This is a genomic window from Dactylosporangium sp. NPDC000521, assembly GCF_042898305.1.
Taxonomy (GTDB): domain Bacteria; phylum Actinomycetota; class Actinomycetes; order Mycobacteriales; family Micromonosporaceae; genus Dactylosporangium.
This window is the reverse complement of record NZ_JBIAYW010000001.1, coordinates 816,067-841,747: the sequence shown is the minus strand read 5'-3', so window position 1 is coordinate 841,747 and position 25,681 is coordinate 816,067. Positions and strand designations below refer to the sequence as shown.

Annotated in this window: 30 protein-coding genes and 4 pseudogenes; 16 read left to right on the top strand and 18 right to left on the bottom strand. The window is 72.7% G+C overall.

The genetic code is table 11. The features are described 5' to 3' along the window. Nucleotides 1–122: 122 nt before the first annotated feature. Nucleotides 123–473 carry a ketopantoate reductase family protein gene (locus tag ACFY3L_RS04015; protein ID WP_389318469.1) on the top strand — a complete coding sequence of 117 codons (351 nt, stop codon included), beginning with the start codon at nucleotides 123–125 and terminating at the stop codon, nucleotides 471–473. Between the two features lie 32 nt (nucleotides 474–505). Here the strand turns inward: ACFY3L_RS04015 and ACFY3L_RS04010 are convergent, their stop codons facing one another. Next, nucleotides 506–928 (bottom strand): PPOX class F420-dependent oxidoreductase, encoded by a 423-nt coding sequence (locus ACFY3L_RS04010; protein ID WP_389318467.1) that lies wholly within the window; start codon nucleotides 926–928, stop codon nucleotides 506–508. 91 nt (nucleotides 929–1,019) lie between these two features. Here ACFY3L_RS04010 and ACFY3L_RS04005 point away from each other — a divergent pair, with 91 nt between their 5' ends. Both ACFY3L_RS04005 and ACFY3L_RS04000 read left to right on the top strand, forming a co-directional pair. Then, nucleotides 1,020–1,622 (top strand): LysE/ArgO family amino acid transporter, encoded by a 603-nt coding sequence (locus tag ACFY3L_RS04005; RefSeq protein WP_389318466.1) that lies wholly within the window; start codon nucleotides 1,020–1,022, stop codon nucleotides 1,620–1,622. A gap of 74 nt (nucleotides 1,623–1,696) precedes the next feature. Beyond that, complete coding sequence (locus ACFY3L_RS04000; protein ID WP_389318464.1) at nucleotides 1,697–2,872, top strand: tetratricopeptide repeat protein; 1,176 nt, start codon at nucleotides 1,697–1,699, stop codon at nucleotides 2,870–2,872. A 111-nt stretch (nucleotides 2,873–2,983) separates the two neighbouring features. Here the strand turns inward: ACFY3L_RS04000 and ACFY3L_RS03995 are convergent, their stop codons facing one another. Further along, on the bottom strand, nucleotides 2,984–3,652 hold the full coding sequence (locus tag ACFY3L_RS03995) for an SDR family oxidoreductase (protein WP_389318462.1): 669 nt from the start codon (nucleotides 3,650–3,652) through the stop codon (nucleotides 2,984–2,986). Between the two features lie 66 nt (nucleotides 3,653–3,718). On the opposite strand from ACFY3L_RS03995, the gene ACFY3L_RS03990 reads away from it, so the two are divergent. Both ACFY3L_RS03990 and ACFY3L_RS03985 read left to right on the top strand, forming a co-directional pair. Continuing rightward, nucleotides 3,719–4,093 (top strand): MerR family transcriptional regulator, encoded by a 375-nt coding sequence (locus ACFY3L_RS03990; RefSeq protein WP_389318460.1) that lies wholly within the window; start codon nucleotides 3,719–3,721, stop codon nucleotides 4,091–4,093. Nucleotides 4,094–4,152: 59 nt separating this feature from the next. Next, a complete protein-coding gene (locus ACFY3L_RS03985; protein ID WP_389318459.1) occupies nucleotides 4,153–4,740 on the top strand; it encodes a GNAT family N-acetyltransferase in 588 nt (195 codons plus the stop codon). A gap of 25 nt (nucleotides 4,741–4,765) precedes the next feature. Here ACFY3L_RS03985 and ACFY3L_RS03980 read toward each other — a convergent pair whose 3' ends face one another. Continuing rightward, nucleotides 4,766–5,626 carry a sugar nucleotide-binding protein gene (locus tag ACFY3L_RS03980; protein WP_389318457.1) on the bottom strand — a complete coding sequence of 287 codons (861 nt, stop codon included), beginning with the start codon at nucleotides 5,624–5,626 and terminating at the stop codon, nucleotides 4,766–4,768. 216 nt (nucleotides 5,627–5,842) lie between these two features. Here ACFY3L_RS03980 and ACFY3L_RS03975 point away from each other — a divergent pair. Next, nucleotides 5,843–7,060, top strand: a pseudogene (locus tag ACFY3L_RS03975) (RNA-guided endonuclease InsQ/TnpB family protein); the annotation flags it as partial. Here ACFY3L_RS03975 and rox read toward each other — a convergent pair. Continuing rightward, the gene (gene rox / locus ACFY3L_RS03970; RefSeq protein ID WP_389318455.1) at nucleotides 7,017–8,456 is read right to left on the bottom strand and encodes a rifampin monooxygenase; all 1,440 of its coding nucleotides are present in this window, start codon (nucleotides 8,454–8,456) and stop codon (nucleotides 7,017–7,019) included. The pseudogene ACFY3L_RS03975 and the gene rox overlap by 44 nt on opposite strands. Before the next feature lie 174 nt (nucleotides 8,457–8,630). Then, nucleotides 8,631–8,930, bottom strand: a complete 300-nt coding sequence (locus ACFY3L_RS03965) for a nucleotide pyrophosphohydrolase (RefSeq protein ID WP_389318453.1) — start codon at nucleotides 8,928–8,930, stop codon at nucleotides 8,631–8,633. Between ACFY3L_RS03965 and ACFY3L_RS03960 the strand changes: the two genes are divergently transcribed. Both ACFY3L_RS03960 and ACFY3L_RS03955 read left to right on the top strand, forming a co-directional pair. Then, nucleotides 8,883–9,191 (top strand): ArsR family transcriptional regulator, encoded by a 309-nt coding sequence (locus tag ACFY3L_RS03960; protein WP_389318451.1) that lies wholly within the window; start codon nucleotides 8,883–8,885, stop codon nucleotides 9,189–9,191. The genes ACFY3L_RS03965 and ACFY3L_RS03960 overlap by 48 nt on opposite strands. A 153-nt stretch (nucleotides 9,192–9,344) precedes the next feature. Continuing rightward, a complete protein-coding gene (locus tag ACFY3L_RS03955; protein ID WP_389318449.1) occupies nucleotides 9,345–10,265 on the top strand; it encodes an alpha/beta fold hydrolase in 921 nt (306 codons plus the stop codon). Here ACFY3L_RS03955 and ACFY3L_RS03950 read toward each other — a convergent pair. Beyond that, nucleotides 10,259–10,639 (bottom strand): annotated as a pseudogene (locus tag ACFY3L_RS03950) (Tn3 family transposase); the annotation flags it as partial. The gene ACFY3L_RS03955 and the pseudogene ACFY3L_RS03950 sit on opposite strands and share 7 nt — an antisense overlap. Nucleotides 10,640–10,690: 51 nt before the next feature. Here ACFY3L_RS03950 and ACFY3L_RS03945 point away from each other — a divergent pair. Then, nucleotides 10,691–11,086 carry a RidA family protein gene (locus ACFY3L_RS03945; protein WP_389319146.1) on the top strand — a complete coding sequence of 132 codons (396 nt, stop codon included), beginning with the start codon at nucleotides 10,691–10,693 and terminating at the stop codon, nucleotides 11,084–11,086. A 49-nt stretch (nucleotides 11,087–11,135) separates the two neighbouring features. Here the strand turns inward: ACFY3L_RS03945 and ACFY3L_RS03940 are convergent, their stop codons facing one another. Together ACFY3L_RS03940 and ACFY3L_RS03935 are read right to left on the bottom strand one after the other, a co-directional pair. After that, nucleotides 11,136–11,525: a 4-oxalocrotonate tautomerase family protein gene (locus ACFY3L_RS03940; RefSeq protein WP_389318447.1), complete on the bottom strand. Its 390-nt coding sequence runs from the start codon at nucleotides 11,523–11,525 to the stop codon at nucleotides 11,136–11,138. 76 nt (nucleotides 11,526–11,601) lie between these two features. Beyond that, entirely contained in the window at nucleotides 11,602–11,967 is a 366-nt protein-coding gene (locus ACFY3L_RS03935; protein ID WP_389318445.1) for an integrase, read from the bottom strand. Between the two features lie 90 nt (nucleotides 11,968–12,057). On the opposite strand from ACFY3L_RS03935, the gene ACFY3L_RS03930 reads away from it, so the two are divergent. Genes ACFY3L_RS03930 through ACFY3L_RS03920 form a run of 3 tightly spaced genes read left to right on the top strand, consistent with a single transcriptional unit; the run spans nucleotide 12,058 to nucleotide 12,966 of the window. Beyond that, entirely contained in the window at nucleotides 12,058–12,255 is a 198-nt protein-coding gene (locus ACFY3L_RS03930) for a hypothetical protein (protein ID WP_389318443.1), read from the top strand. Continuing rightward, nucleotides 12,233–12,643, top strand: a complete 411-nt coding sequence (locus tag ACFY3L_RS03925) for a hypothetical protein (protein ID WP_389318441.1) — start codon at nucleotides 12,233–12,235, stop codon at nucleotides 12,641–12,643. The genes ACFY3L_RS03930 and ACFY3L_RS03925 overlap by 23 nt, the downstream gene beginning before the upstream one ends. Next, nucleotides 12,640–12,966 carry a hypothetical protein gene (locus tag ACFY3L_RS03920; RefSeq protein WP_389318439.1) on the top strand — a complete coding sequence of 109 codons (327 nt, stop codon included), beginning with the start codon at nucleotides 12,640–12,642 and terminating at the stop codon, nucleotides 12,964–12,966. The genes ACFY3L_RS03925 and ACFY3L_RS03920 overlap by 4 nt, the downstream gene beginning before the upstream one ends. A 3-nt stretch (nucleotides 12,967–12,969) precedes the next feature. On the opposite strand, the gene ACFY3L_RS03915 is transcribed toward ACFY3L_RS03920, so the two are convergent. The 3 genes and pseudogenes from ACFY3L_RS03915 to ACFY3L_RS03905 all read right to left on the bottom strand — a co-directional run bounded on the left by ACFY3L_RS03915 (nucleotide 12,970) and on the right by ACFY3L_RS03905 (nucleotide 16,654). Beyond that, nucleotides 12,970–13,707 (bottom strand): VOC family protein, encoded by a 738-nt coding sequence (locus ACFY3L_RS03915; protein ID WP_389318437.1) that lies wholly within the window; start codon nucleotides 13,705–13,707, stop codon nucleotides 12,970–12,972. A 533-nt stretch (nucleotides 13,708–14,240) separates the two neighbouring features. Then, a pseudogene (gene abc-f / locus ACFY3L_RS03910) lies at nucleotides 14,241–15,827 on the bottom strand (ribosomal protection-like ABC-F family protein); the annotation flags it as partial. A gap of 299 nt (nucleotides 15,828–16,126) precedes the next feature. After that, entirely contained in the window at nucleotides 16,127–16,654 is a 528-nt protein-coding gene (locus tag ACFY3L_RS03905; RefSeq protein ID WP_389318435.1) for a hypothetical protein, read from the bottom strand. A gap of 330 nt (nucleotides 16,655–16,984) precedes the next feature. Here ACFY3L_RS03905 and ACFY3L_RS03900 point away from each other — a divergent pair, with 330 nt between their 5' ends. The 3 genes and pseudogenes from ACFY3L_RS03900 to ACFY3L_RS03890 all read left to right on the top strand — a co-directional run. Continuing rightward, nucleotides 16,985–18,178: a serine/threonine protein kinase gene (locus ACFY3L_RS03900; RefSeq protein ID WP_389318433.1), complete on the top strand. Its 1,194-nt coding sequence runs from the start codon at nucleotides 16,985–16,987 to the stop codon at nucleotides 18,176–18,178. Between the two features lie 142 nt (nucleotides 18,179–18,320). Next, nucleotides 18,321–18,665, top strand: coding sequence for an RNA polymerase-binding protein RbpA (locus tag ACFY3L_RS03895; protein ID WP_033364323.1), 345 nt, complete (start codon nucleotides 18,321–18,323; stop codon nucleotides 18,663–18,665). Between the two features lie 65 nt (nucleotides 18,666–18,730). Further along, nucleotides 18,731–19,537: pseudogene (locus ACFY3L_RS03890) on the top strand (pentapeptide repeat-containing protein); the annotation flags it as partial. Here ACFY3L_RS03890 and ACFY3L_RS03885 read toward each other — a convergent pair. Continuing rightward, on the bottom strand, nucleotides 19,494–19,982 hold the full coding sequence (locus ACFY3L_RS03885; protein ID WP_389318431.1) for an STAS domain-containing protein: 489 nt from the start codon (nucleotides 19,980–19,982) through the stop codon (nucleotides 19,494–19,496). The pseudogene ACFY3L_RS03890 and the gene ACFY3L_RS03885 sit on opposite strands and share 44 nt — an antisense overlap. A 118-nt stretch (nucleotides 19,983–20,100) precedes the next feature. On the opposite strand from ACFY3L_RS03885, the gene ACFY3L_RS03880 reads away from it, so the two are divergent. Continuing rightward, on the top strand, nucleotides 20,101–21,429 hold the full coding sequence (locus tag ACFY3L_RS03880; RefSeq protein ID WP_389318429.1) for an MFS transporter: 1,329 nt from the start codon (nucleotides 20,101–20,103) through the stop codon (nucleotides 21,427–21,429). Between the two features lie 115 nt (nucleotides 21,430–21,544). Here ACFY3L_RS03880 and ACFY3L_RS03875 read toward each other — a convergent pair whose 3' ends face one another. The 6 genes from ACFY3L_RS03875 to ACFY3L_RS03850 form a co-directional block, all read right to left on the bottom strand. After that, on the bottom strand, nucleotides 21,545–22,024 hold the full coding sequence (locus ACFY3L_RS03875) for a hypothetical protein (protein WP_389318428.1): 480 nt from the start codon (nucleotides 22,022–22,024) through the stop codon (nucleotides 21,545–21,547). Nucleotides 22,025–22,210: 186 nt separating this feature from the next. Further along, entirely contained in the window at nucleotides 22,211–22,687 is a 477-nt protein-coding gene (locus ACFY3L_RS03870) for a GNAT family N-acetyltransferase (RefSeq protein WP_389318426.1), read from the bottom strand. 42 nt (nucleotides 22,688–22,729) lie between these two features. Continuing rightward, nucleotides 22,730–23,275 carry a hypothetical protein gene (locus tag ACFY3L_RS03865; protein WP_389318425.1) on the bottom strand — a complete coding sequence of 182 codons (546 nt, stop codon included), beginning with the start codon at nucleotides 23,273–23,275 and terminating at the stop codon, nucleotides 22,730–22,732. Between the two features lie 177 nt (nucleotides 23,276–23,452). Further along, nucleotides 23,453–24,517, bottom strand: coding sequence for a DUF4037 domain-containing protein (locus ACFY3L_RS03860; protein WP_389318423.1), 1,065 nt, complete (start codon nucleotides 24,515–24,517; stop codon nucleotides 23,453–23,455). After that, nucleotides 24,514–25,128, bottom strand: coding sequence for a uridine kinase (locus ACFY3L_RS03855; RefSeq protein WP_389318421.1), 615 nt, complete (start codon nucleotides 25,126–25,128; stop codon nucleotides 24,514–24,516). Before ACFY3L_RS03855 ends, ACFY3L_RS03860 begins: the two co-directional genes overlap by 4 nt. 22 nt (nucleotides 25,129–25,150) lie before the next feature. Then, the gene (locus tag ACFY3L_RS03850) at nucleotides 25,151–25,678 is read right to left on the bottom strand and encodes an FxsA family protein (protein ID WP_389318419.1); all 528 of its coding nucleotides are present in this window, start codon (nucleotides 25,676–25,678) and stop codon (nucleotides 25,151–25,153) included. Between the last annotated feature and the right edge of the window lie 3 nt (nucleotides 25,679–25,681).

Sequence of the window (25,681 nt, the reverse complement as noted above, 5' to 3'; positions counted from 1 at the left end):
CCGTTCTCCGGCATCGACGTCGCCGGGCACGCGACGCCCCGCGGCCGCCTCGACGCGCTCGCCGCCGAGCTCCGGCACGCCGGGTTCGACGTGACCGTCCGCGACGACGAGACGGCGCTGCTGTGGGCAAGCTCGCGTTCCTCGCCCCGCTCGCGCTGCTCACCACGCACGCTGCCGCGCCGGCCGGCACCGTGCTCACCAACCGGCGCGCGGACCTGCACGCCGTCATCGACGAGGTCGCCGCCGTCGCGGCCGCCGCCGGAGCGCCCGTCGACCCTGCCGGGATCAGGGCGATGTTCGACCGGCTCCAGCCCGGCATGAAGTCCTCGATGCTCCGCGACGCGGAGGCGGGCCGGCCGACGGAGCTCGACGCGATCGGCGGCGCCGTGCTGCGCGCCGCCGCCCGCCATGGTGTCGCGACCCCGGTCACCGCCCGTCTCGTCGCCGCCCTGCGGGCCGGAACACGGCCGTGACGTCGCCCGCCAAGGGCTGGGGTGTAACAGCGTCAGCCGAGGTCGGCGCCGTACACGTGATCGACGGTCATCGACATCAGGACGCGACGGTCGGAGACCATGACAGCGCGGTACTCGTCCCAGTCGGGGTGTTCGCCCGCGGCGCGGCGGTAGTAGTCGACGAGGGCCTCGACCTCGGGGCCGTGCGGGTCGGTGCCGGGGCCGGTGAGGGTGGCGATGCCCTCCGCCGTCGCCCACGACCTGCCGTCGGGGCCGGTGACCTCGAGCGTCGCCCGCGGGTCGCGGCGCAGGTTCGCGGTCTTCGCCCGGCCCTGCGTCATCGACACGAGGATGACCCCAGCGGCGCGGTCGTAGAACGGCATGACCGGGGACAGTTGCGGGCGGCCGTCGGCCTTGATGGTGGCCAGGACACCGAGCCGGCTGGTGGCGAGCAGGTCGCGCGGGTCGTACGTCATGTCAGAATTCTCGACGTTCACACCGGTCGAGTGCCACGCGGGGGCTGATGATGCTCGGGGAGCCGTCCCGGTCGCGGGGCGCGCACGTCCGTTGACCGGCCTGGGCTCCGTCCTGGCCGGGTTCGGCTTCTCGCTCGGGCTGATCGTCGCCATCGGCGCGCAGAACGCGTTCGTGCTGCGGCAGGGACTGCGCCGCGAGCACGTCGGCCCGGTCGTGGCGATCTGCGCGGCCGCCGACGCGGCCCTGATGAGCGCCGGGATCGCCGGTCTCGGCGCTGTCGTGACCGGCGCGCCGGCCGTCGTGACGGTCGTGCGGTGGGCGGGTGCCGCGTTCCTGCTCGGCTACGCGGTCCTCGCCGCCCGCCGGGCGCTGCGGCCGGCCGCGCTGACCCCGCTGGACCGGCCGCCTGCGGCGTTGCGGGCGACGCTGCTGGCGTGCCTGGCGTTCACGTTCCTCAACCCGCACGTGTACCTCGACACGGTGGTGCTGCTCGGCACGGTCGCCCACCAGCACCGGGACCGGTGGGCGTTCGGTGCGGGCGCGGCGGCCGCGAGCCTGCTGTGGTTCGCGGCGCTCGGCTTCGGTGCCCGACGGCTCGCGCCGCTGCTGGCCCGGCCGGCGGCGTGGCGGGTCGTCGACGCCGCGATCGCCGTGGTCATGGCCGCGCTGGCCGTCTCGCTGGTGGGCGCCTGACCGCAGACGTGCGGGCGGCTGCGCGTACATCGGCGGGGCAACGGGGCAGTGGCCGGTGCCGATATGTTGCGTGGATGGACGTGCATGCGCGGTTCATCCGTGACCGGCGGGTCCCCGTCGGTATCGCACGGCGGCTCGCCGGGCTCGGGCATGTCGGGACTCTCCGCGTCCGTGCCGCCGCCGGCGACGAGGGCTGCGCGCAGGCGCTCGCCGCGCACGACCCGGACGACGCCGCGCTGGACCGGTTCACCGACGCGGGATGGTTGCCGGTGCTGTCGGCCCGTGCCGCCGCACTCCATGAGCGGGGGCGCACCGGCGACGCGCTGGCGCTGCTCACCCCTTGGGTGGACGATCACCGGGTCGCGCGGGAGGTCGCGGTGCTGCTCGGCGCGCAGGGCCGCGTCGACGAGGTGTTCGCGCTGCTGGTGCCGCGCGTCGACGAGGTGGGGGTGGCGGCGGCCCTGTTCGGGGTGGCGGCCGCGGCCGGTCGCGGCGACGAGGCGTTCGCGGTGCTGGCGCCCCTGGCCGGCGGTTCGGCGTTCGTGGCGGGGGTGGTCGCGGCGGAGCTGGAGCGGCGCGGCGCGGTGGACGAGGCGGTCGCGGTGCTCCAGCCGCACGCCCCGCATGTGCTGGATCAGGCGGGGCGGCTGCTGCGCCGGCACGGCCGGGCCGATGTCCTGCGGGACTGGGCGGCCGACGTGGCCCGCCGCGGCTACCGGGACAACCGCCTCACGATGTGGCTGGCCGAGGTGCTGGAGCGGCAGGGTGACATCGATGGCGCAGCCGACGTGCTCAAGCCGCTGGACGGGGTGCCGCTGGCACTGCTGTACAGCCGCATCGGCCGCGTGCAGGAGGCCGTCGCGATCCTGACCGAGCTCGCCACCGGCGACGACCCCGAGTGCGCGCTGCATGCCCTCGGCGGGATCGCACCGGACACGGCGCTGGTGTTGCTGGAGGAGCCGCACGACGTGGACCTGCTCATGCTCCGGGTGGACCTGCTCGTCGAGCACGGCCGGGTGCAGGACGCGATCACCGCCCTGCGGACCGGCCCCGATCACGACCTGCCGTCGGTGCGGGCGCGGCTCGGTGAGCTGCTCGCCGGGCAGGGCCGTGAGGACGAGGCGATCGCCGTGCTGGCGAACCCGGCCGGGCTGGTGCCGGCGACGCTGCTCGCGGAACTGCTGCTGCGGCGCGGGCAGGTCCAGGACGCCCTCGACGTCCTGGACCGTTACCACGACCTCAGGCGGTGAACGCGGCCTTCGCCGCGCGGGTCACGCCTTCACGTCGGGCGCCTGCTGGCCGCGATCCGGGAGCGGTCGCGGTCCTGCGCACGCGCGAGGTGACGGCGGTGCCTCGCGCCGTCAGGCGGTGAGTGCGGCCTTCGCCGCGCGGCTCGCGTCGTCCACCAGCACCTCGGTCCAGCCCTTGGCCACGCCGTCGAGGGCGGTCGCGGCGACGAACGCGGGGTCGAGCTTCGGCACGTCCCACCCGGCCATCATGTCGGTGTCGGCGGCGCCCAGGTGCACGCCGGTGACGTGGGTGCCCTGCTTCGCCAGCTCGATCCGCACCCCGTTGGTCAGGCTCCACTCGGCGGCCTTCGCGGCGCTGTAGGAATTCGCGCCGTCGTAATTCGCCCACGACAGCAGCGACAGGACGTTGAGGATCGCGCCGCCGCCGTTGGCCGCGAGGACCGGTGCGAACGCCCGGATCACCTGCAGCGTCCCGAAGTAGTGCGTCTCCATCTCCAGGCGGACGGCGTCGAGCGGGCTGTCGAGGAGGTTGGTGTACGTCGCGACCCCCGCGTTGTTCACCAGCAGCGTCACGTCCTTCGCCACACTGGCGGCTTCCGTGACGCTGCCGGGGTCTGTGATGTCCAGCGGGAGTACCCGCACGCCGGGGAGGTCGACGGTGCGCGGGTCGCGTGCGGTGGCGTACACGGTCGCGCCGCGGTTGAGCAGTTCCTGGGCGAAGTGCCGGCCGAGGCCGCGGTTGGCGCCCGTGACGAGCGCGACCGATCCGTTGATGTCCATGCCGGCTACGCTAAAACCTAACGTTGACGTCAGAGGCAAGTGTGCTGAGCGTGAGGAGGGTCGCAGGTGCGGATCGGGGAGCTCGCGACGAGGGCGGGTGTCAGCGTGCGGGCGCTGCGCTACTACGAGGAGCAGGGCCTGCTGGGCGCGGACCGCAGCCCGTCCGGCCAGCGCCACTATCCGGACGGCGCCGTCGACCGGGTGAGGCTGGTGCAGCAGCTGTACGCGGCGGGCCTGTCCAGCCGCCGCATCCTGGACCTGCTGCCGTGCGTGTACACCGGTCGCGCCACCCCGGAAACCCTGCGGCTGCTGGCGGAGGAGCGGGACCGGATCGATGCGCAGGTGGCCGGCCTCACCGCCACGCGGGACCGTCTCGACGCGGTGATCGCCGCCGCCGAGGCCAGCGTCACCGACGGCTGCGTTCCCCCAGCGACCGCCTGACGCCCCGGCACCTCAACCGGTTTTCCATTTCTGTATTGCCGTCAATTACCGTCGGCGGCATGCCGTCGCTTGTGACACCGGCGTTGCCGGTCGGAACCCTCGCCGCGTCCGTGCAGCCGGTGCTGGACGGCGACGATCTGCGGTTGCGGCCGTGGCTGCCCTCGGACGTGGAGACCGTGGTCGCAGCCTACTCCGACCCTGACATCCAGCGCTGGCACTGCCGGTCGATGACCACCGCGGAGGCCCGCGAGTGGATCGCCCGCTGGCCCGGGCGCTGGCGGGCGGAGACCGGCGCCGGGTGGGCCGTCACCGACGGCGGCCGGGTCGCCGGGCAGATCAGTCTCCGCACGATCGACCTCGCCGAGGGGCTGGCGGAGGTGTCGTACTGGGTGCTGCCGTTCGCCAGGGGCAGGGGCGTCGCGGTGCGGGCCCTGGCGGCGCTGACCGGGTGGTCGTTCGGGACGCTCGGCCTGCACCGGGTCGAGGTCTGCCACTCGACGGCGAACGTGCCGTCGTGCCGGGTGGCGGGCCGCGCCGGCTACGCCCTGGAGGGCACGAAACGCGGCGAGGCCCGCCACACCGACGGCTGGCACGACATGCACCTGCACGCGCGGGTCGCCGAGGCGCCGGGCGAAGCACCGCACTGAGCCGGCGTCCGCGGGCGGCGCCCTGTCACGACGACGAGTCGGGTCGGTCGCCGGCGACGGCGGCGGCGGTCATGAACTCGCCGGCCGGCCGCAGCCTGACCCGCAGCATCGACTCGGCGAGCGCGCTGGTGAGGCGCACGTCCAGCGGCCGGTTCGGGAACAGGTCCCGGCTGCGGGCGGCCGGGATCGTCGCGGGGTCCAGGCCGTCCCGCGCGGCGACGAGGAGACCGAGCTCGTGCCGGCTGACCGGCTGCGGACCGGCGATGTTGAGCACGCCGCGGTGGCTGCCGGCGGCGACCTCGAGCACCGCGGCGGCGAGGTCGTCGACGTGGACCGGCATCCTGATCTCGTCGGTGAACAGCGCCCCCTGGACCCGCCCGGACGCCAGGTCGTGGGTGAGGACCTCGTGCGCGCCGCGGCCGTCGCCGAGGATCGTCGAGGTCCGGACCAGCACCGCGTCCGGGTGGATCGCGGCGACCGCGGTCTCGGCGGCGGCCTTCGCCGCGCCGTACCGGTATGTCGGGTCCGGTAATGCGGTTTCGTCGTAGTGGATCTCGCGGCCGGAGAACACGGCGTCGCTGGACATGTGCACGAGCCGGATGCCGGCCCTGGCGGCGGCGACCGCGACGTGGGCGGCGCCGTCGGCGATCGACGCCCAGTCGCCGCGGTCCCTGCCTGCGGCCGTGTGGATGATGACGTCGGGGCGGGTGTCGCGCAGCAGTGCGTCGATCGCCGGCCGGTCGCGGATGTCGAGGCGCACGTCGCCGCCGTGGCCACGGTTGGCGAACCAGGTGCCGGTGACGGTCCATCCGCCGGCCGTCGCCTGCTCGTACACGCGCCGCCCGAGCGAACCGGTCGCGCCCGTCACCAGGAGTCTCCCCGTCATGGGATTCCTTCCGTGGATACTCCGGCCTTCGGGCCGGGGAGGAAACGGAACTCCTGCGGAGCAGGGCAGGGAACGCCGATCCGCCGCCAGGGCGGATGGGTGTTTGCCTGTGTGTCACCGCGAGGTTCACCATCCAGGCTGTTATCGTGTGGGCCGTGTCCAGGACGGTGAAGCGGGCGTTCAAGTACCGCTTCTACCCGTCCCCCCGGGCAGGCCGCCGAGCTTGCTCGGACGTTCGGGTGTGTCCGGCTGGTCTACAACCTGGCGTTGCAGGCCCGCAGCGAGGCGTGGACACTGCGCCGGGAACGGGTCAACTACCACGCCACCAGCGCGATGCTGACCGGCTGGAAGAAGACCGACGAGCTGGCGTTCCTCAACGAGGTCTCCTGCGTGCCGTTGCAGCAGGCGCTGCGCCACTTGCAGGTGGCGTTCACGAACTTCTGGGCCAAGCGTGCCAGGTATCCGACGTTCAAGTCCAGGAAGCGGTCGCGCCGCTCCGCGGAGTACACGACCAGCGCGTTCCGGTACCGCGACGGCCGGCTCACCCTGGCGAAGATGACTGAGCCCCTGGACATCGTGTGGTCCCGGCCGCTGCCTGAGGGAGCCTCGCCGTCCACGGTGACCGTGTCCCAGGACACCGCGGGCCGCTGGTTCGTGTCGCTGCTGTGCGACGACCGGGTCGAGCCGGTCCCGGCCACGGGTGCGGTCGGTGTCGACGCAGGGCTCAACAGCCTGCTCACCCTGTCCACCGGGGAGAAGATCACCAACCCGAAGCATGAGCGCCGCGACCGGGCCGCGCTCGCCCGAGCCCAACGCAACCTCGCCCGCAAGGAGCAGGGCTCCGCGAACCGGGCCAAGGCACGGCTGAAGGTCGCCCGCGTCCACGCCCGCATCACCGACCGCAGGCGTGACCACTTGCACAAACTGAGCACTCGGCTCGTTCGTGAAAACCAAACGATCGTGATCGAGGACCTGACGGTGCGCAACATGATCCGAGACCACCGCCTGGCCCGGGCCGTGTCCGACGCGGCCTGGCGACAGTTCCGCACCATGCTCGAATACAAGGCCCAATGGCACGGCCGCACCCTGGTCACGGTGGACCGCTGGTTCCCGTCGTCCAAACTGTGCTCGACCTGTGGTGCGCTCGCTGAACATATGCCGCTGCACGTACGGTCCTGGACCTGCCGGTGCGGGCAGACCCACGACCGCGACGTCAACGCGGCCCGCAACATCCTCGCGGAGGGGCTCTCCGTGATCGCCTGTGGAGGCGGTGTAAGACCTCAACGAGAATCCTCTCGGACGAGGCAGTCGCCGGTGAAGCAGGAACCCCCTGGGGCGACCCAGGAAATCCCCGCCCTTAGGGCGGGGAGGACTGTCAAGGGCATGGATCTTATGCGGGGCCGCGCGGGGTGGGTGCCCCGAACCACCTGGTGAGGTGGGTGTCGAGGTCCGCCTGGTCGTCGCCGGCCCACGCGACGTACCCGTCGGGGCGCAGCAGCACCGCCGGCACGTCGAGGGCGTCGCTGACGTCGGCGACGTGGTCGACGCGGTCCGTCCAGCCGCCGGTCGACAGCCCGCCCGTCTGGTCGAGCAGCAGTCCCCTGCCGGCGTGCGTCAGCTGGTACAGGCGGCCCTGTTTGAGCGGGACGTCCCGCAGCCGCCGGCCGACGAGGTCGTGGCCGCCGCCCAGGTCGTACCGGATGGAGATCGCGGTGATCTTCTCGATGAGGTGCCGGTTGACCTCCTCGAACTGCATCAATTCTGCCAGCAGCCGGCGCACCGCCTGCGGGCCCGGCTCCGTCCGCAGCAGTTCCATCTGCGCCCGGACGTTGTCCAGCACGTCCTCGGCGACCGGGTGCCGTTCCGCGTGGTACGTGTCGAGCAGCCCGTCCGGTGCCCATCCGGCGACGGCCGCGGCGAGCTTCCAGCCGAGGTTGACCGCGTCCTGGATGCCGAGGTTGAGTCCCTGCCCGCCGAGCGGCGGGTGGACGTGCGCGGCGTCACCGGCGAGGAACACCCGCCCGGCGCGGTACTGCTCGGCGTGCCGGGTGCCGTCGCCGAACCTCGACAGCCACCGCGGCGAGTGCACCCCGAAGTCGGTGCCGGCGAATACCTGCAACTGTTTCCGGAAATCCGCCAATGTCGGCGGCACGCTGCGGTCCTCGGCGACCCCGTCGGCGGGCACGACGACCCGGTACGGGCCACTGTCACCGGACCGTCCGAGCCCGAACCGCAGCTGCGTCCTGCGGACCTCCGCGACGATCCTGTGCACCGTCTCCGGCGGCGCGGTCACCTCCATCTCGCCCAGCAGCGTGTCGGCGCGGCTCGGCTCGCCCGGGAACGCGACCCCCAGCGCCCGGCGGACGGTGCTGCGCCCGCCGTCGCACCCGACGAGGTACCGCGCCCTGAGCCGGGCGCCGTCCGCGAGGTCGGCGGTGACCCCGTCCGCGTCCTGCGCCAGCCCGGCGACCTCACAGCCGCGCCTGATGTCGGCGCCGAGCGCTGTGGCGTGCTCGGCGAGGAGCCGTTCGGTGACCGGCTGCGGGATGCCGAGGACGTACCCGTGGGCGGTGTCCAGCGCCGGCGCCGGCTTCGTGATCCCGGCGAAGAACCCGCCGACCGGAACCTGCCGCCCGTTGTCGAGAAACCGTTCCAGCAATCCCCGCTGGTCCATCAGTTCGATGCTGCGCACGTGCAGCCCGAGCGCTTTCACGTACGCGGCCGGCTGCGGCTCCTTCTCCAGCACCACCACGTCGACGTCGTGCAGCCGCAGCTCGGCGGCGAGCATCAGCCCCGTCGGCCCGCCCCCGGCGATGATCACGTCACGCATGAAATCCCCCATTCCCCACGAATGGAGCATTCTGCTGCACACCCCGGGTCTTGCCGCAAGACCCGGGGTGCGATATACGTTAGAAGTGGCAGGGAGCGTGTTCTCCTTGCCTTTCTTCGTTTACCGGCCTTCTGTGGTTTCGCGCCGGGGATCGTTCGGGCCCGCCGACGATGGTCAGGTCAGGTGCCGCTCGATCCCGTCGGTCATCCGCCCGAACTCCGCGACTAGGTCGACGTCGTACCGTTCGGCGAGCACGAGCACCGACCACAGGCAGTCCGCCAGCTCATGCCCGAGCCGGTCCCGGGCGTCCGGGATCTCCCGCCGCCCGTCGACCGCCATGACGAGCTTGGCGAGGTCCCCGACGTCACCGACGAACCCCAGCGCCAGGTCCCCGGTCGTCCACGCACCCCGCCCGGCGGCGGTGTTGTGCTCGTCGTACATCGCGGCGATCTCAGCGGCACGTGCCTGCAACACCGAAAGGTCCATTGCCGGAAACTACATTCACGACCGCGGTTCCGGTTCCAGGACGTAGTGGCGCAGCATGACGGGTCCACCGTCGGCGGCGACCCGGTCCGCGTCCGTCGTGGCGACGTACCGCCAACCGGTCGCCTCGTAGAACGCTCTGACGGTCGCCGGCTAAACACCGTCGAGCAGATTGCCGCAGAGTTCGGTGTCACGCGGCCCACGATCTACCGGCACCTGGCGAAGTTGTCGAGCACTTCCGGGCGGCCATAGTGGGCTTGTGCTGGGCATACGCCGATGAACCCGCTGCGGGTGCGCGGAGGCTCGACACGCTCTCAGCTGCCTCTTCATTATCTCATGAGCACCTTGTTCAGCTACAATGGGTAGCGGCTTTCGGCCTATCCGGTGACCGCTATGGTGCGCGGCATGCTTACTGGCGAGGAGAAGTTCGTTCGTTCCGGACACGTTCGGTTGTGGACCGAGCGATTCGGTCGCCCTGATGACCCCACCGTCCTGTTGGTCATGGGCACCTCTACGCAGGGCATCGGCTGGCCCGATGAGCTTGTGGAAGCTCTCGTGAACAGCGGCCGGCAGGTGATCCGGTTCGATCACCGTGACACCGGCCGTTCCGACTCCGTCGATTTCACAACGCATCCGTACGCGCTCGCCGACATGGCAGGCGACACGGCCGCCGTTCTGGACGGTTACGGCGTCACGGCCGCGCATATCGTCGGGACGTCGTTGGGCGCGGCGATCGGGCAGTGGCTCGCCGTACATCAGCCGGCCCGCGTCCGCACGCTGACGGCAATGGCATCCTCTCCGATGGGGAACAATCCGGGCCCGGCGTGGGCCAAGGCGATGGCAGGCCAACCGGCTGCGGCCGACGAACTTCCGCCCCCGACGGCGCGATTCCTCAGCCACCTCATGGCCTTCGCGAAAGCACCTCGCACGACGGCACAGCAGCGCATTGACGCCGACGTACAGACCTGGCGAGCGCTCAACGGCGATGTCCTACCCTTCGATGAGCCCGCCGCGCGGCGGTTCGTCGAAGACTGCTACGCCAGGGCCAACAATCTCGCTGCCGCCTCGAACCACGATCTGGCCGGTCGGCGCTGGGACGACGACCGGCGAGCCTCCTTGTCCCGTATCACCGCCCCCGCGTTGGTCTTGCATGGCAGCGATGACCCGCTGTTCCCTCAAGCCCACGGTGAAGCCCTCGCGGCGCAGATCCCGGCGGCCCGCCTGGAGGTCGTGCCGGGAATGGGCCACCACCCGTTCTTCTCACCGGACCTCACCGAGCGGATCGCCGGCTCGATCATCCGCCACACGACCTACTTACGCAGGTAGCGGGCGGCGAAGATGGTGCGCTGGGCGCGGCCGACCTCGATCATCGCCTGGTAGGTGGGGTGGATCGCGTTGGTCCGGGTGAAGCGGCGCAGGATCGCCTCCGTGGAAGCGGTGCCGGCCCGGATCGCGGTCGCGTATTTGATCATCTGGTCGTACTGCTCGGCGATGACGTCCCACCGGATCGGCCGCGACAGCGCCGGCGTAAGCCATGGATAGGCGTCGGGTTCGCCGGCGGCCGGCCGGTAGAGCCGGACCATGTTGATCCGCTTGATCCTGGGGAGCAGGTCGAAGCCGAGCAGCCGGGTGATGCCGAAACCGACCTCGGACTGGCCGTGGGACACGACCAGGATGTCGTGATTCGTTGGCAGGCTCATCACCACGGACGGCGCACCCGTCCACCCGATCCGAATGGAGCAGATGTGGCATTGCAACGCACGGCAGTCAACCCGGTCGCGTGGTCGCTGGACCTGGGATTCAACCAGGGTGAGCTCGTCTCCGGCGAGACCAGGACCCTGTACTGCTCCGGGCAGACCGCGATGAGCGCCGACGGCCGGCCCCAGCACGACGGTGACATGGCCGCGCAGCTGGCGTTGAGCCTCGGCAACCTGGAGGCCGTGCTGGCCGAGGCCGGCATGTCCCTGGCGAACCTGGTCCGGCTCAACGTGTACACCACCGACGTCGACCTGCTGTTCCCGCACTACGGCGTCCTCGCGTCGCGGCTGGGGGCGGCGAAGGTGGCGCCTGCCACGACGATGCTCGGCGTGACCCGGCTGGCGATCCCCGGCCAGCTCGTCGAGCTGGAGGGCACCGCCGTCGCCTGACGCGGCTGATCCGTTCCGGCTGCCCGCGCAGGAGTAGCTGGGACGGGCGCTAACCGCCGCTGATGACGTTCCCGCCGAGTCCGGACCGGGATGTCGGCTGGCCGACGAGTTCGACCAGCACCTCGTCCCGGCAGTCGTCGCCGAACACGGCGGTGACTGCGTCGGTGAACGCCGACACCAGCCGCGCGACGACGCCGTCCGCGTCCGGCCGGGCGAACACCTCCTCACGCATGCCGAAGGTGACCGAGGGCGCGGCGGTGGCGATCGACACCCCGCCGCGGGCCCAGCGTCCGGCGGGGATGCCGATGAGCCTGACGTCCACCGAACGCCGGGCCCACTCGCCGTACACGGACACGACGGCGTCGGTGAGTGCCGTGATGAGGCCGGGTTCCCGGCCGGCGAGGTCGGTTTCGAGGGCGTAGAGCGTCACGTGGGGCATCGGCGGCTCCTTGATGTCGGGACAGATGCCGGACAGCACGACCGGAGAGCATAGGTGTGCCCAGTGCCGGGCCGGGTCATGGGCGCTGCTCGCCGGCCCACAGCAGGTCGGTGACGACGAACGCCGGCAGTGCCAGGCCGGCCGCCGACGTGACCTGGAACGTGCCGCCGCGGGATTGCGGGATCCAGCCTGCTCGTAATCCGTGCTCGATGAGCGCGCGGACGTCGGCCGCACCCGGGTACGGGTACTCGTCCTCGGCCGTGGCACGTTGGCGGCGCACGATCAGGTCCGCCTGCAGCGCGCAGCTGGTCCGGCCGGCGCCCCACACGCGGATGCGGATGCACCGGTGCTGGCGGCCGTCCGGGCCGGGCGCGGCACGGATCTGCGCCGTCCACGTGTACTCCAGGTCGTCGATGTGCAGTTTCCGCAGCCTCGACCTCATCCGCGCATGATCCCATCCGGCTCTGCAGGCCGCCGCCGGTTATCGCGTTGGCGGCGGTTTCGCCGGTACGGGCTGTGGCAGGCTGTCCGGGTGCAGGACGACGACCTGACCGCGTCCGGGTTGCATCCGCTGCTCGCCGCCCGGTGGAGCCCGACGGCGTTCGACCCGGCGCTCGGGCAAGCGGTCGCGCACATGACCGTCCAGGCGCAGTCGCTGGGGCTGTTCGTCCGGCAGTTCCGCGCGTTCGACCGTGACGCCGTGGCCGGTGGACCGACGCGACGCCGGTGACTTCATCGTCGACATCACTCCCCTGCCGCTCCCCCGGGACGTGCCGGGCCACGTCAGCCGGCCCGACGAGCTCGGCCTCCCGGACCTGCGGTTACCGGAGCCGCCGCAGCGGACCGGGCGGGTCCTCCCCCGCACCGCCGATGCCGCTGGTGACCTGCACGACGGGTTCCGTCAGGTCGGTGCCGGGCCGGCCGCGGTGCGCCTGGAGGCGTTCTGGCCCGGGCTCGGCCTCGGCACGTACCGGCCGTACGACAGGCGGCAGCGGACCTTCGCCCATTTTCAGGCGTACCCGCTGCACACGCTGCCGCTGCTGAACGAGGCGTCGTTCACCGGCAACTTCTCCTGGTTCGGCGACCCGGCGATCCCCTCGACTACCGCACCGCGGTGACCCACCCGATCGCGGCGGCCCTGGCCTTGGACGGTCTGTCGCTGCCGGCGGACTTCGTCGCGCCCATCACCCGCGCGAACCTGCACCGCTTCCTGGACCGCGAAGGGCTCCACGCCTGCCGGACCGACGTGACCGGGCCGCCCGACGGCACCCCCGTGGTGCCGCGCCGCGACGACGTGTACTGGTGCGCGCCGACCGTGGAGCTGTTCGCCTACCGGTTCCTCGTCGAGGCGCGGCTCGTCACCGCGATCGACGAGCAGCGCCGCGCCGGTGACCTCGACCCGGAGCAGCTCGCGTACCTCACCCACTACGTCCGGCGCTGATCGTCACCCGGGGGCGAGGACGCAGAACTCGTTGCCTTCCGGGTCGGTGAGGACGGTCCATGAGACGTCGCCCTGCCCGACGTCGGCGGGAGCAGCGCCCAGCGCCTGCAGGCGGGCCACCTCTGCCTGCTGGGTGTCGCCGAGGTACGGCACGACGTCGAGGTGCGCCCGGTGCCGGACGCCTGGCAGGTGGGGTGTGCGGGCGAACTCCAGGTACGGCCCGCTGCCCTTCGCCGAGCGCAGCAGCGCACGGTCGCTGGTCGCCTCGTGCACGGTCCAGCCCATCGCCGCGCCCCAGAAGCGGGCCATGACGTGCGGGTCGGCGCAGTCGACGACGATCACGCCGATCGGCCCGGTGCCCTGGTACAGCTGCCGGGGCTGCAGGACGCAGAACACGTTGCCTTCCGGGTCCGCCAGCACCGTCCGCCGCCCGTCCTCCTGCCCCACGCCGGCGGGCGTCGCACCGATTTCCTGCAGGTGTGCGACCAGTTGCAGGTAATGGGCGTCGGAGGTGGTGGCGAGTTCGAGATGCGCGCGGTAGCGCACGGTCGAGGGGTCCGGGACGGCGATGGCGTCGACGCTGACGGGCGCGTCGGGGTCGGTCCAGTCGAAGTCTTCGGGTGCTGCGCTGGTCGCGCCGTTCCCGCCGCGGGCGACCCAGCCGAGCGCCGCCGCCCAGAACCGGCCGAGCGCCGCGTCGTCGCGCGCCTTCAGGTTCACCTGGACGAGTCGCAGCGCCACGTCGCCCACCCTATTGCAAGTCCCGGGGGACTACTGGCTGGGCATGGACCAGTGGGGGGCCGACGGTCCAGCCGAGGAATCGGCGGGCGTTGTGGCCACCGACGGTGCCATGACTGGTGAACCGGCCGCCGGCGACGACGTGCGCCAGCCCCGATGCGCAGTTGGCCGGAGGCGATCCCCGCGATCACGTCCTCCCACTGGGCGGCCTTCACCCGGGCGCGGGCCTGCACCTGGGGGTCGGCCGAGTGGACCGCGGTGTCGACGGCGCGCCGCAACCGCCCGAACGCGTATGCCGGGGAAGCCGTGAACCGGCCCTCGTTCGGCACACGACCTGCCCCGACAGCTGACGGACTTGGAAGCGGGACTCGAACCCGCGCCCTCCCGGCTATCAGCCGGGTGATCTACCGCTGATCTACGTGGCCTGGCTCTGCGTCCGCGATCTCATTGTTTCCGGCGGAATCGGCCAGACCGGTCAGATCGACGAGGCCGCCCGCTGCGACGTGGACCTGCCGGGTCGTGGCAATCGCTCCTGCTCGTTCGCGCCACCGCCGGTCGTGGGTGACGGTGAGCACGGCGCCGGTGTAGTCGCGCAGTGCGTCCTCCAGCTGTTCGAGGAGTTCGGGGGCCAGGTGGTTGGTGGGCTCGTCGAGCAGGAGCACGTCGCTGGGGCGGGTGACGGCGAGCGCGACTTCGAGGCGGCGGCGCTGCCCGACCGACAGCTGCGCGACCTGCCGGTGCAGGTCGTCTGGGCGGAACAGGCCGAGCCGCAGCAGGTCGTCGGCGGCGTCGTCCCGGTAGGTACCGGTGGCGGCGGCGAAGGCGTCGAGGAGCGTTGCCCGGGAGCCGGTCGTGATGTCCTGCCGTAGCCGGGCGACGCGGATGCCGGGTCGTTGCCAGACGGTCCCCCGCTGTGGTGTGAGCTCGCCCGCCAGGACGTTGAGCAGCGTCGTCTTCCCGGCGCCGTTGGGTCCGGAGATCAGCAGCCGGTCCCCGGGCGACACGTCGAGCGCGTCCAGCCGCAGCCTCGGCCCGTCGCCGCCGAGGCGGACGCCTTCCGCCCGGATCAGGACGGCGTTCTCGTCGGCGGACGGGGCCGCCGGCTCGGTGAAGGCGGGTGTGAACCGGAGCGGGTCGGCGGGGCGCGGGGCGGGGTCGGCGTGCAGCCGGGTGACCCGTTCCTTCGCCATCCGGACACGTCCCATCGCGCCGTGGTCCCGGGCGCGTGCCCGGAAGGCGCCGTGGCCGAAGGACCTACGTTCCAGCTTTCGTGGGATCGCGTCGAGCCGGGAGGCGTTGGCGGCGACGATTGCCTGCTGGCGCGTGAGGTCCTGCCGCCACTGCTCGTACTCCTCCAGCAGCCGGCGCCGTTCGCTCGCCCGCGCGGTGAGGTATCCGGCGTAGCCGTCGCCGTATCGGCGCAGCGCGCCGTCCTCGACGTGCACGATGCCGGTCGCGAGACGGTCCAGCAGCGCGCGGTCGTGGGTGACGACGACCAGTGCGCCGCGGTGCGCGGCCAGGCGGTCCTCCAGCCACGTGATGCCGGCGTCGTCGAGATCGTTGGTCGGTTCGTCGAGCAGCAGCAGCTCCGCTTCGGACGCCAGTGCGGCGGCGAGCGCGAGCCGTGCCCGCTCGCCGCCGGAGAGCGTGTGCACGGGCCGGGACCGGTCGAGGCCGCCGAGCCCGAGCCGGTCGAGGCCCGCGTCCACCCTCTGGTCGAGCTGGTACCCGTCGCGGGCCTCGAAGCGGTCGATGGCGGCGCTGAGCCGCGCGAGCAGTGCTTCCCGCTCGTCGGGGCCCGCGAGTGCCAGCCGTTCGGCGGCCCGCTGTGTCTCGGCCTCGAGCTCACGGACGTCGGCGAGCAGGTCGAGCGCGTCCGCGACGGTCGCAGCAGGCCGGAACCGGGGCTGTTGTTCGGCGTACGCGACACCGCCGGGCAGTTCGACTGCCTGTTCACCGGCGGTCAGCCGCACGGTGCCGGCGAGGACGCGCAGCAGTGTCGACTTGCCGGCGCCGTTGTCGCCGATCACCGCGATCCGCTCGGCCGGGCCGACCACGAGATCGATCTCGGCGAGGACGACCCGGTCGGCGAACCGGACGGTCCCGCCGCGGATGGCGCACACCCGGTGCGGCCGCGCTGCCGGCGCCTGCGGCTGGGACAGGGAATCAGGAGAGTGGGTCACGGGAGCTCCTCCCCGCGACACGCGCAGGTGACCAGACCTGCCGTCGCGGGACACGTGCCTCTTCGAGCACATGGATGTACGGGGAACCTCGCGCGGACAGCGATGTGGCTGGCGAGCGCGCATAGGACCCACCGCGGAGAAACCTCGACGGTGTCCCGTACTAGAGCCTCAGCCTACCCACGACGACGAGCGTACCAGCGACCCGCTGTACGGGCGTCGCTGTTTCTGCGTCCCCGGGGTCAGGCAGGAAGCCGGTCGGGTCGGATGACGATGGTGCTGACGGTGCCGTCGCCCCACACGGTGGTGTTGAGCAGAGCCTGGTGGTCCAGGGACAGCATGGTGAACTCGGGCACGAAGCGTTCGGTGTACAGGCCCGCGAAGGAGCTGCCCAGGGCGGTGACTTCGCTGCCGGCGAGGTCCCACTCGTCGGCCAGCCGGACGCGGACCCAGGCGGTCTCCGGTTCGACGGACTCCGGGTCGCGGTAGTCGACGGCGAGCAGGAACTCGCGCTGGGCGTCGATGAGGTCGTACTCGGTGGCCATGCGCCACCATCCGGCGTTGACCTTGGCGGGCAGGTCGGGGTCGTCGACGCCGACGATCTCGTCGGGGTTGGCGTCGAACCTTCCGTGCTCCTCCCGGCAACTGGCCGGTGAGTAGTACGGCGGTGGGGACGGCAGCGGCAGGTTGACCTCTCCGTTCACCCGTTCCATGAACTCGAGTCCGGCTCGGGCGAGGTCCGCCGCAAGGGCGGCGTCGGTGATGGCCACGGCGGGATGCTAGCCGTCAAGGCATCGATGCGTGCGGCGGGGAGGCCGGGCGGTTGCGGCCGCGCGTCGCCTCAGACACTCCTCGCGGCCGTCACCCAGGGCACCGCGGCGACCACGGCCGCCGCTCGCGCTCCGACCCGCCGTCGCGCACATAACGGTGATTATGGTGTATGGCCGTGGCGGGTAATTATCGAATTATCGGTAACTGCAATACGGTAATTCGGCGTGTTGCGGGGCGCGGAGTTCTGGGCAACCCCTACGCTCATCGGTGTGAGGGCGCAGCGCGGTGAGTCCGGGGAGGGTCGCGTGAGCAGAGCGGTGCAGGAACCGGTGACCGAAACAGTCAGCGGCACGGTCAGCGGCACGGTGAACGTCACGCTGGACGAGTGGGCGTCCGACGCCGAAGAACGGCCCTGCGCGCACTGCCAGCGGCCGGTGCCGCAGCGCAACTCGGTGGGGCGGCCGTTCCGGTACTGCCGCGACAACGACAACGCGTGCCAGAAGGCGGCCCGCAACGCCCGGCTGCGGCACCGCGCCTCACCCGGCCTGAGCGGGCAGGTCGCACGGGCGTTCGAGGTCGCCGAACGGCTCGACCAGGTCGTGGAGACGCTCGTGGAGGCGCTGCACGCCGAACTGTCCCCGGCCGGTGTGGAGCGGCAGATCGCGCAGGCCAGAGCCGACGCCGCCGCGACGGTCCTGACCGCGCACGCCGAACGCGACGACGCCCGCGCCGCCGCGCAGCACGCCCAGGCGGCCGCGACGACCGCCGAACAGCATGCGAAGACCGTCCAGGAGCAGGCCGACGCCGCGGTCAGCGCCGCACACGCCGAGCGTGACGCCGCCCGTACCGACGCCGACAACGCCAGACGGGAAGCCGCCGCCGCCAGGAAGGACGCCGAAGATACCGCCGCCGCGGCCCGGGCCGCGGTCGAGGAGGCCAGGGTGCAGGTCGCGGAGGCCACCGCGGCGGCGCAGCGGCAGGTCGAGGCGGCGGAGCGGGTCGCGCGGGACGCCGACGCCGCGGCCGGGGTCGCGGCCGTCGAACGTGACGCCGCCCGCCGGGAGGCGGCGACCGAGGCGGCGTTGCGGGCGGAGGCGTACCGGGAACGTGACACGGCCCGCGCCGCCGCGGCGACCGCCACCCGGGACCGTGAGGCCCTCGAACGGACCCTGGACAGCCGCGCGGAGGAGATGACCCGGCTGCGGCGGCGCCTCGACTCGGCGCACGAACGCGCGGAGCGGCTGCAGGAGGAGACCGCCGGGCTGCAGGGTGAAATCCGCCGGCTCGAGGGTGAGCTGGACCGGGCGAGGGACCGCGCCGAAGACCTCCGCGGGCAGCTCACCCGGGCCGTGGAACGCGAGGTCGAGGCCCAGCGGCAGGTGCAGGCGCAGCTGGCGACGCTCACCGGTGCGCTGGCGCAACTGACCGGTTCCCGTCAACCAGAGGCGTCACCTGCCGAAATTCCGGGTGGTGAGACGCGCCACGGCGACGCCAAACTGGTCGATCATGCAAACCCAACGTAAAATAACCGTACCGACCCGGCGACTGGACTACCGCCATACCCGGAAGGTCGTGTAATCTGCCCGCCCGCAGTGGGAATCGTCAGACCACCCGGTGTCGTTGGTTACAACGAAGCGCAACACGATTCGAAGGGGAAGACCGACCATGGGCGAGCGCATGCTGCGCGGCAGCCGTCTCGGAGCCGTCAGCTACGAGTCCGACCGCAACACCGAGCTGGCCCCGCGTCAGACCCGAGAATACCTGTGCGCCAAGGGGCACCAGTTCGAGGTGCCGTTCGCCGTCGACGCTGAGGTCCCGATGACCTGGGAGTGCAAGTTCGACGGCAGCGTCGCCCGGCTCGTCGACGGCAACGAGCCGGAGGCGAAGAAGGCGAAGCCGCCGCGGACTCACTGGGACATGCTGCTGGAGCGGCGCTCGATCGCGGAGCTCGAGGACATCCTCAACGAGCGCCTCGAAGAGGTCCGCCACCGCCGCGGCCGTTCCGCGTAAGGGACATCCGCATCAGCACACCGGACAGCACGCACGCCCCGGCGGTCGACGACCGCCGGGGCGCTCTGCGTGCGGACTGCGCGAACTGTTTCGGGCTGTGCTGCGTCGCGCCGGCGTTCGCCAGGTCCGCGGATTTCGCGATCGACAAACCCGCCGGGCACGCCTGCCCGAACCTCGGCGCCACGTTCGGCTGCGGCATCCACACCGACCTGCGGCAGCGCGGGTTCGCCGGCTGCACCGTCTACGACTGTTTCGGCGCCGGGCAGAAGGTCGCGCAGGTGACGTTCGCCGGCCGTGACTGGCGGCAGGACCCGCGGTCCGCGCCGCTCATGTTCGACGTGTTCGCGACCATGCGCCACCTGCATGAGCTGCTGTGGTACCTGTCGGAGGCCCGGGACCTGCCGGCTGCCGCGCCCGTGCACGCGGACCTCGACGCCGCCCTCACCACGATCCGTGGGCTCACCGACCTGCCGGCCGCACAGCTCGCCGGCGTCGACGTCGACGCCCACCGGACCCGGGTGGTGCCGTTGCTGCGCCGCGCCGGTGAGCTCGCCAGGGCGCAGCATCAGCGTGGGCGGCAGCCGTTCCAGGGCAGGCACCTCGTCGGGAAGGACCTGCGCCGCACCGACCTGCGCGGCGCGGACCTGCGCGGGGCGATCGCCGTCGGTGCTGACCTCCGCGGCGCCGACCTGAGCGGCGCGGACGTGACCGGCGCGGATCTGCGGGGCGCCGACCTGCGCGGCGCGGACCTGCGTCAGGCGCTGTTCCTGATCCAGTCGCAGCTGGACGCCGCCCGTGGTGACGCCACGACCCGGCTGCCGGCGACCCTCACCCGGCCGGGCCACTGGACCGCGTCGCCTCCGCGTCCCCGGTCCGACGGTCAGCCGGCCCCGACGCCTGGTTCGAAGCCTGGTTCGAAGCCTGGTTCGACGCCTGGTTCGACGCCTGGTTCGACGCCTGGTTCGAAGCCGGGCCAGCGGCAGGGTCCGCGGTCAGGGCGTCGCTGACCGTTTCGTACACCGGGATCCTGCCGGTGAGCCCGACCGTGTCCAGCAACCTCGCGAGGAACGGTGTCGGCGCCGCCAGCCGCAGGTGACCGCCCCCGGCGACGCACCGGTTGTGGCTGTACGCGAACGTGCCGAGCCCGACCGAGTCGCAGAAGTCGACGTCGCCGAGGTCCACCACGACGCTGAACCTGCCGCGGTCCAGCGCGCCGTGCATCGCCGCACGCAGTTGCGGGGCGGAGTCGATGTCCAGAGCGCCGCGCAGCGTCACGAGCACGACACCGCCGGCACAGTCCGTCACTGCAACATCCATACCCCGATCCTGCCCCGGAACGCTCCGGCGCGCAGGACAGCGAGTGCGGCACCGGCCCCACCAGGGCGTTGTCCGGCCTGGTGGGATCCCGGAGTCCACGGGCGGGTACGGTCACCCGGTGCTCGCCCGGCTGCTCACCGCCGCGGTCCTGGCGCGGACCGCTGAGGCGGGCGCCACGGTCGTGCTGCTCCTCGCCTCCGTCCAGCGTTTCGGTGGCCCGGCGACCGGCGCGTCGGTCCTCGCGGCGCTGCTGGTCCCGCACGTGGTCGCCGGACCGGTCGTCGGTCTCGTCACCGACCGGGCGCGCCGGCCCCGGCTCGTGCACGCGGGGTTCGCGGCGGTGTTCGGGCTGGCTCTCGGCGGTGTGCTGCTGCTGACGGGGGTGGCGCCGCTGCCGGTCGTGCTGGCCCTGGCCGTCGTCGCCGGCACGTGCGGTCCGATGATCTTCGGCGGTCTGTCGAGTCGCGTCGATGATGTGGTACCGGCAGCGCGCCGCCCGCATGCCCGTGGCCTGGACGCGGCGACGTACAACGTGGCGGAGATCGCGGGCCCCGCGGCGGGCGCGTTGCTGGTGGCGGTGTTCGGCGTCCCGGTCGCCGCGGTGACCCTGTCGGCGGCGTGCCTGCTCGCGGCGGCCACGCTGCTGACCGTCGCCCCGGCCGCCACGGAGGCCACCGCATCCACACCCGGGCCCGAATCCGCCGCGCCCATTCCCGCGTTCAGCGCTCCCGCTGCCGCCGTCCCCGTTTCCGGTCCTTCCGTGCCTGGCGCACCGGAAGGTGCGGGTGCCGGACTGCGTGGGGCCGGCCCGGACAGCGTGGGTTCCGGCGAGCGGAAGCCGGGGCTTCGGGACGGGTTGGCGGCGATGGTGCGGAGCCGGCCGCTGCTGGCGGTGACGGCGGCGACCGCTGTCGCCTCGTACGCGGCGGGCATGATCACGCCGGTGGCGGTGGTGCTGGGTGTGGCGGCCGGGCGGCCGGCCGGTGGTGGACTGCTGGTGACGGCATTGGGGGTGGGGGCGTTGTGCGGGTCGTTGCTGGTGGCGCGGTTCCCGCTGCGGGTGCCGGCGCACCGGGTGGTCCTCGCGTGTCTCGTCGGGGTCGGGGCGGCGCTCGCCGGTGCCGCCGCTGTGGTGGTGGCGGGGGCGCCGTGGGCGGTGCTGGTCGGGGTGTTCGCGGTGACGGGTGTGATCGACGGGCCGCTGCTGTCGTCGGTGTTGGAGGTCCGGTCGCGGGAGGCGCCGCCGGGGACCCGGACGCAGGTGTTCACGCTGGGGGCGGGGATCAAGCTGACGGCGGCGTCGGTGGGGGCGGCGACGTTCACGCTGCTGGCGGGTGCGTCGCCGGCGGTGCTGGTCGGTGTGTTGGCCGCGGGGCACGTGGCGGCCGCGGTGCTGGGTGTGGTGCTGCTGCGGACCGGTCGTGCCGCCTCGGTTCGACGGCGGTGACCGGGCCAGGCTGCCGGAGCGGGTTTGCCCGAGCTGTCATCAGCGGCGGGGTGGAGACGCCGGCGGGCGGCGCCCCGGGTGATGGGGTGCCGCCCGCCGTGTTGTGCCGCTGTGGTCAGCGGTGGTGGTGCCGGCCGCCGTAGACGTGGGCGACGAGCAGGTACTTGCCCTTGTTGCCGATCCGGTAGCAGTCGCTGTCGTCCCAGCGGTCGCGGACCTCGCCGATCCAGCCGGCGAAGTTGCAGGCCTTCTTGTTCGGGTAGGTCTTCACGGCCCAGGAGCGGACCCACCGGTTGTCGCGGCGGTGGCCGTCCCAGTTGCCGTTCCAGCTGCCGTTGCCGTTGCCGTTGTCCCAGCCGCCGGGGCCGTGGTGGTTACCGCCCTGGTTGTTCCCGCCGCCCTGGTTGCCGCCGCCCTGGTTGTTGCCCCCGCCGTTGTGGTTGCCGGGCCCGCCGCCGGGGCCGGGCTGGACGGCGGTGGTGGTGTTGTCGGCGGACGGTGCGGCCGAGGCGGTGGTGGCGCCCATGCCGAGGACCGCGCCGGCGGCCAACGTCATGCCCGCCAGGGCCAGGAACCGCTGTGTGGTGTTGCGCATCTTTGACTCCCCCTCATGTCGTGATGACGCGGTAACACTATGTAGTTGAAAGCCGCAAAATGCGCAAAACGCGTCATCCTTTCAGTCAAAGGCTGGAGGACTTTAGGGCAGCCCGTGACGCCTGCCGGCGCGACTCGTTCACCGGACGAACCGGTACAGGAGCGACACAAACGAAACAGCGCCGCCCTACGCGAGCGGGAACTCCAGGACGGCCCCGCCGGCGGTGAACGGATCCCGGCCGGTGACGGTGAACCCGGCCCGCGTGTACGTGCGCAGCGCCGCGGTGTTCCCGGCGGCGATCTCCAGCTCGACCCGGCGGCTGCCCTGCCCGCGGGCCCATCCGGTGACGGCGACGACGAGCCGCCCGGCGACCCCGCGGCCACGGGCGGCGGGGCACACCCACATGCTGATCAGGTGCGTGACGTCCGGCGCGCCGGGTGTGATCCACCCGCACGCGATCCCGACGGGGTCGGGGCCGTCGAACGCCGCGAAGTAGCTGCCGTGCCGTGGCCAGTCCCGCCATTCGGCCTCGGACCGGGCCGCTTCCCGCAGGTGGCTGCTGGCGAACGCGCCCGGGCTGTCCAGCAGCGCCGCGAGCCGCAGCCGCCGTTTCAGCTGCCAGTCGTCGCCGGCGAGCTGCCGGGTGTCGAAGCGGCGGGTCACCGTTGGACCATGCCGATTCGCCCGCCGGGACACAACTGGGATTTACCGCGCTGCGTGGTCGGTGTCCAGCTGCTCCACGACGGGCCGGACGACGTCGTCGAGGTGCCGGACGAGGACGGTGACGGCGCGTTCGGCGGCGGCGTCGATGTGCCGGTTCTCCGTCGGCAGCGGCAGCCCGTCCAGTGGCAGCGGCGTCTCCAGCAGCAGGGTGCCGCGCAGGTGCGGGTGCCGGGACAGGTCCTGCGCGGACGGCTGCACGAACTGCCCGAACAGTTCCGGCCAGCCGCGCCACCCGCGGTCCCGCCACCACGTCCGGGACGCGGTCAGCGGCGCCGGCAGCGGCGACACCAGCTCGACGCGGGCGGTGAGCCCACCGTCGAACGGGTTCCGCACGCATGTCGCGGACAGGACCCGCCGGTGCCACCGCACGTACCCGGGGTCCAGCAGCGGCGGGGTGGCGGCGGTCCAGGCGGCGCACGCGAACCCGACGGGGGCGATGTCGCCGATGGTGCCGGCGAAGTCCGCGGCCCGGTCCCGGACGGCGGTGAGGTACCGGTCCCGGTCGCGGTCGAGCCAGAACGTCTTCACGTAGCCGACGGTAGCCCGTCCACGATCGGTCCGTGCCCCGACCGGCCAGGACCCGGCCACGACCCCGGGCCACGACCCGGCCACGACCCGGCCAGGACCCGGCCACGACCCCGGGCCACGACCCGGCCAGGACCCGGCCACGACCCCGGGCCACGACCCTGACGGTTCAGCAGGCGGTCAGGGCGTGAGGACGGCGGCGGCGACGGCCCTGCGCAGCGCCGGGGTGCACAGCAGGTCGGTGTTGTCGACGTACTGGTCGATCCCGCCGACGGGTGGCAGCGCCCGCAGCGTGGGGTCGCTGATCGCGTCGCGGAGCGCGGCCGCGTACCGTCCGGCGTCGATCACCTCGTACGGCCGGTCGTGGAACTGGCGGCGGGTCGCGTCGACCGCCGCGGACAGCCCGAGCGTGTTCTGGATCCGGCCGCTCGTCTCGTACGCGCCGCACAGGTCTTCGACGCTGTCGCCGGTGAGCCGGCTGTACGCGGTGCCGAGCCACTTGCTGTACGGCGGGTACCGGCGGGCCTGTAGGAGCCTGAGCCGTATCACCGCCCGGCGCAGCCGCGCCGTCACGATCCGCGCCCCGACCGGGTCGCCGGCTTCGACGGCCCGCGCCGGGAACGCCTCCTCCTGCGCGATGTGTGTCCACTGGGCGGCGAGCACGTACCGCCACACGTCGTCCGGGTACCACGTCACCCGCGCCCGCAGCCGCGTCAACCGGCCGTGGTCGTCGTGGTAGACGGCGCCGCCGACGGTTTCGGCGAACACCTGGGTGGGGGTGGCGAGCCAGTCCAGCAGGGTCCCGGTGAACGGCGCCCCGAACTGTGCGACGGTCCACGCGTCGACGGTGGTGACGTCGACGCGGTGGTCGACGGGCCCGTCGGTGGCGGTCATGACCCGCACCCGCGCGTCCGGTGGCGTGAAGTGCGTCGGCCAGCCGAGGACCTGCCGTGGCAGCCGCTGCCGGAGCATGCCGGTGATGGCGGCGCCGTGCCGGTCGGCGTCGGCGGGGTCGAGCAGCAGGGTGAGCCGCGGCCCCCAGTCGTGGTCGGTGGAGCGGGGCGTGTCGTAGCCGAGGACGTCGGAGCCGGGTCCGATCCGCGCCGCGGCGTGCGGCAGCCCCGGGTAGTACGCGTCGAGCAGCGGCCGGACCGCGTCGGTGTAGAACACCTCGCACAACCGGACCCCGGGCAGGAACGCCGGGGTCGACACGGGGGTCGACGCCGGGGGTAATTCCGGGGTCACAGGACGACGGCCGGGTGCCGCGGGTCGTCGGCGCGGACGACGACGTCGGCGTGTTCGTGTGGCATGGCTTCGTCGTTGTACCGCTGGAACGCCGGCAACGTCCACTGCATTTCCGGTGGGGTGCGGCGGGCGAGCGCGGCCGCGGTCTGCGTGAGGTGGACGGTGAGGTCGAAGTCGAGGCCGGCGCCGAGCAGCATCGTGCCGGACACGACGACGACCGTGCCGGCGGGCAGGTCCAGGTAGGGGGCGCGGGTCGCCCGGTCGGTGACGGGGTCCCACAGTGACGGCAGGACCCGTCCGGTGCCGCCGGGCGCGGCGGGGGTGAGGACTTCCCGGGTGATGGCGCGCAGGTCGAGCCAGTCCTCGTAGTACGCGTCGGGGTTGGTGCGGCCCCGTTCGAGCCGCAGCGACGCCTGCCGCAGGAACCCGCCGGCGGGGATGTGGACGGCGTGCCCGCCGTCGCCGTGGACGGCGTCGACGATCCGCCCGGCGAGGACGTCGGGGGCGGCGGTGGGTGCGCCGTCGACCGCGACCCGGGTCGCGCCGGCACGCACGATCCGCGCGGCGATGTCGGACGCGAGCCCCCCGACGGTGACCGGCCGGGCCTTCACGACCCACCCAGAACTGCGGCGGTCACGGCGTGTGGTGGCGGTGCTGCGGGTCGATCACGTCACCTTCGATGACCTCACCCTGCAGCACCTCCCCGCCGCCCGCCTGCGTCGGGACCGGCCCCGGGTCGGCGCGGGTCGCTTTCACGATCCTGGGCCCGAACAGGTCACCGGCCGCGGCGGCGGAGATCCGCGACTCGGTCGCCTGCCGGATCCGCCGGCCGGTGAACGCCCGCACCGGCGGGATCAGCAGCAGCAGCCCGACGGTGTCGGTGATGAATCCGGGCGCGAGCAGCAGCAGCGCCGCCGCGAGCCCCGCGACCCCGGTCCCGGCGTCACCGCCGGGTGGCCGGCCGTCACTCACCGCGGTCCGCAGCCGCTGCCACGCCCGGACCCCCTCACGTTTCAGCAGCACCCCACCGAGGACGGTGGTCACGACGCCGGCGAGGACCGCGACCCACCAGCCGACGGCGTGCGCGACGAGCACGAACACGACGATCTCGACGATCACCAGCAGGAACGCTCCGGCGGCGGCGAAGCCCAGCTTCCGCATGAA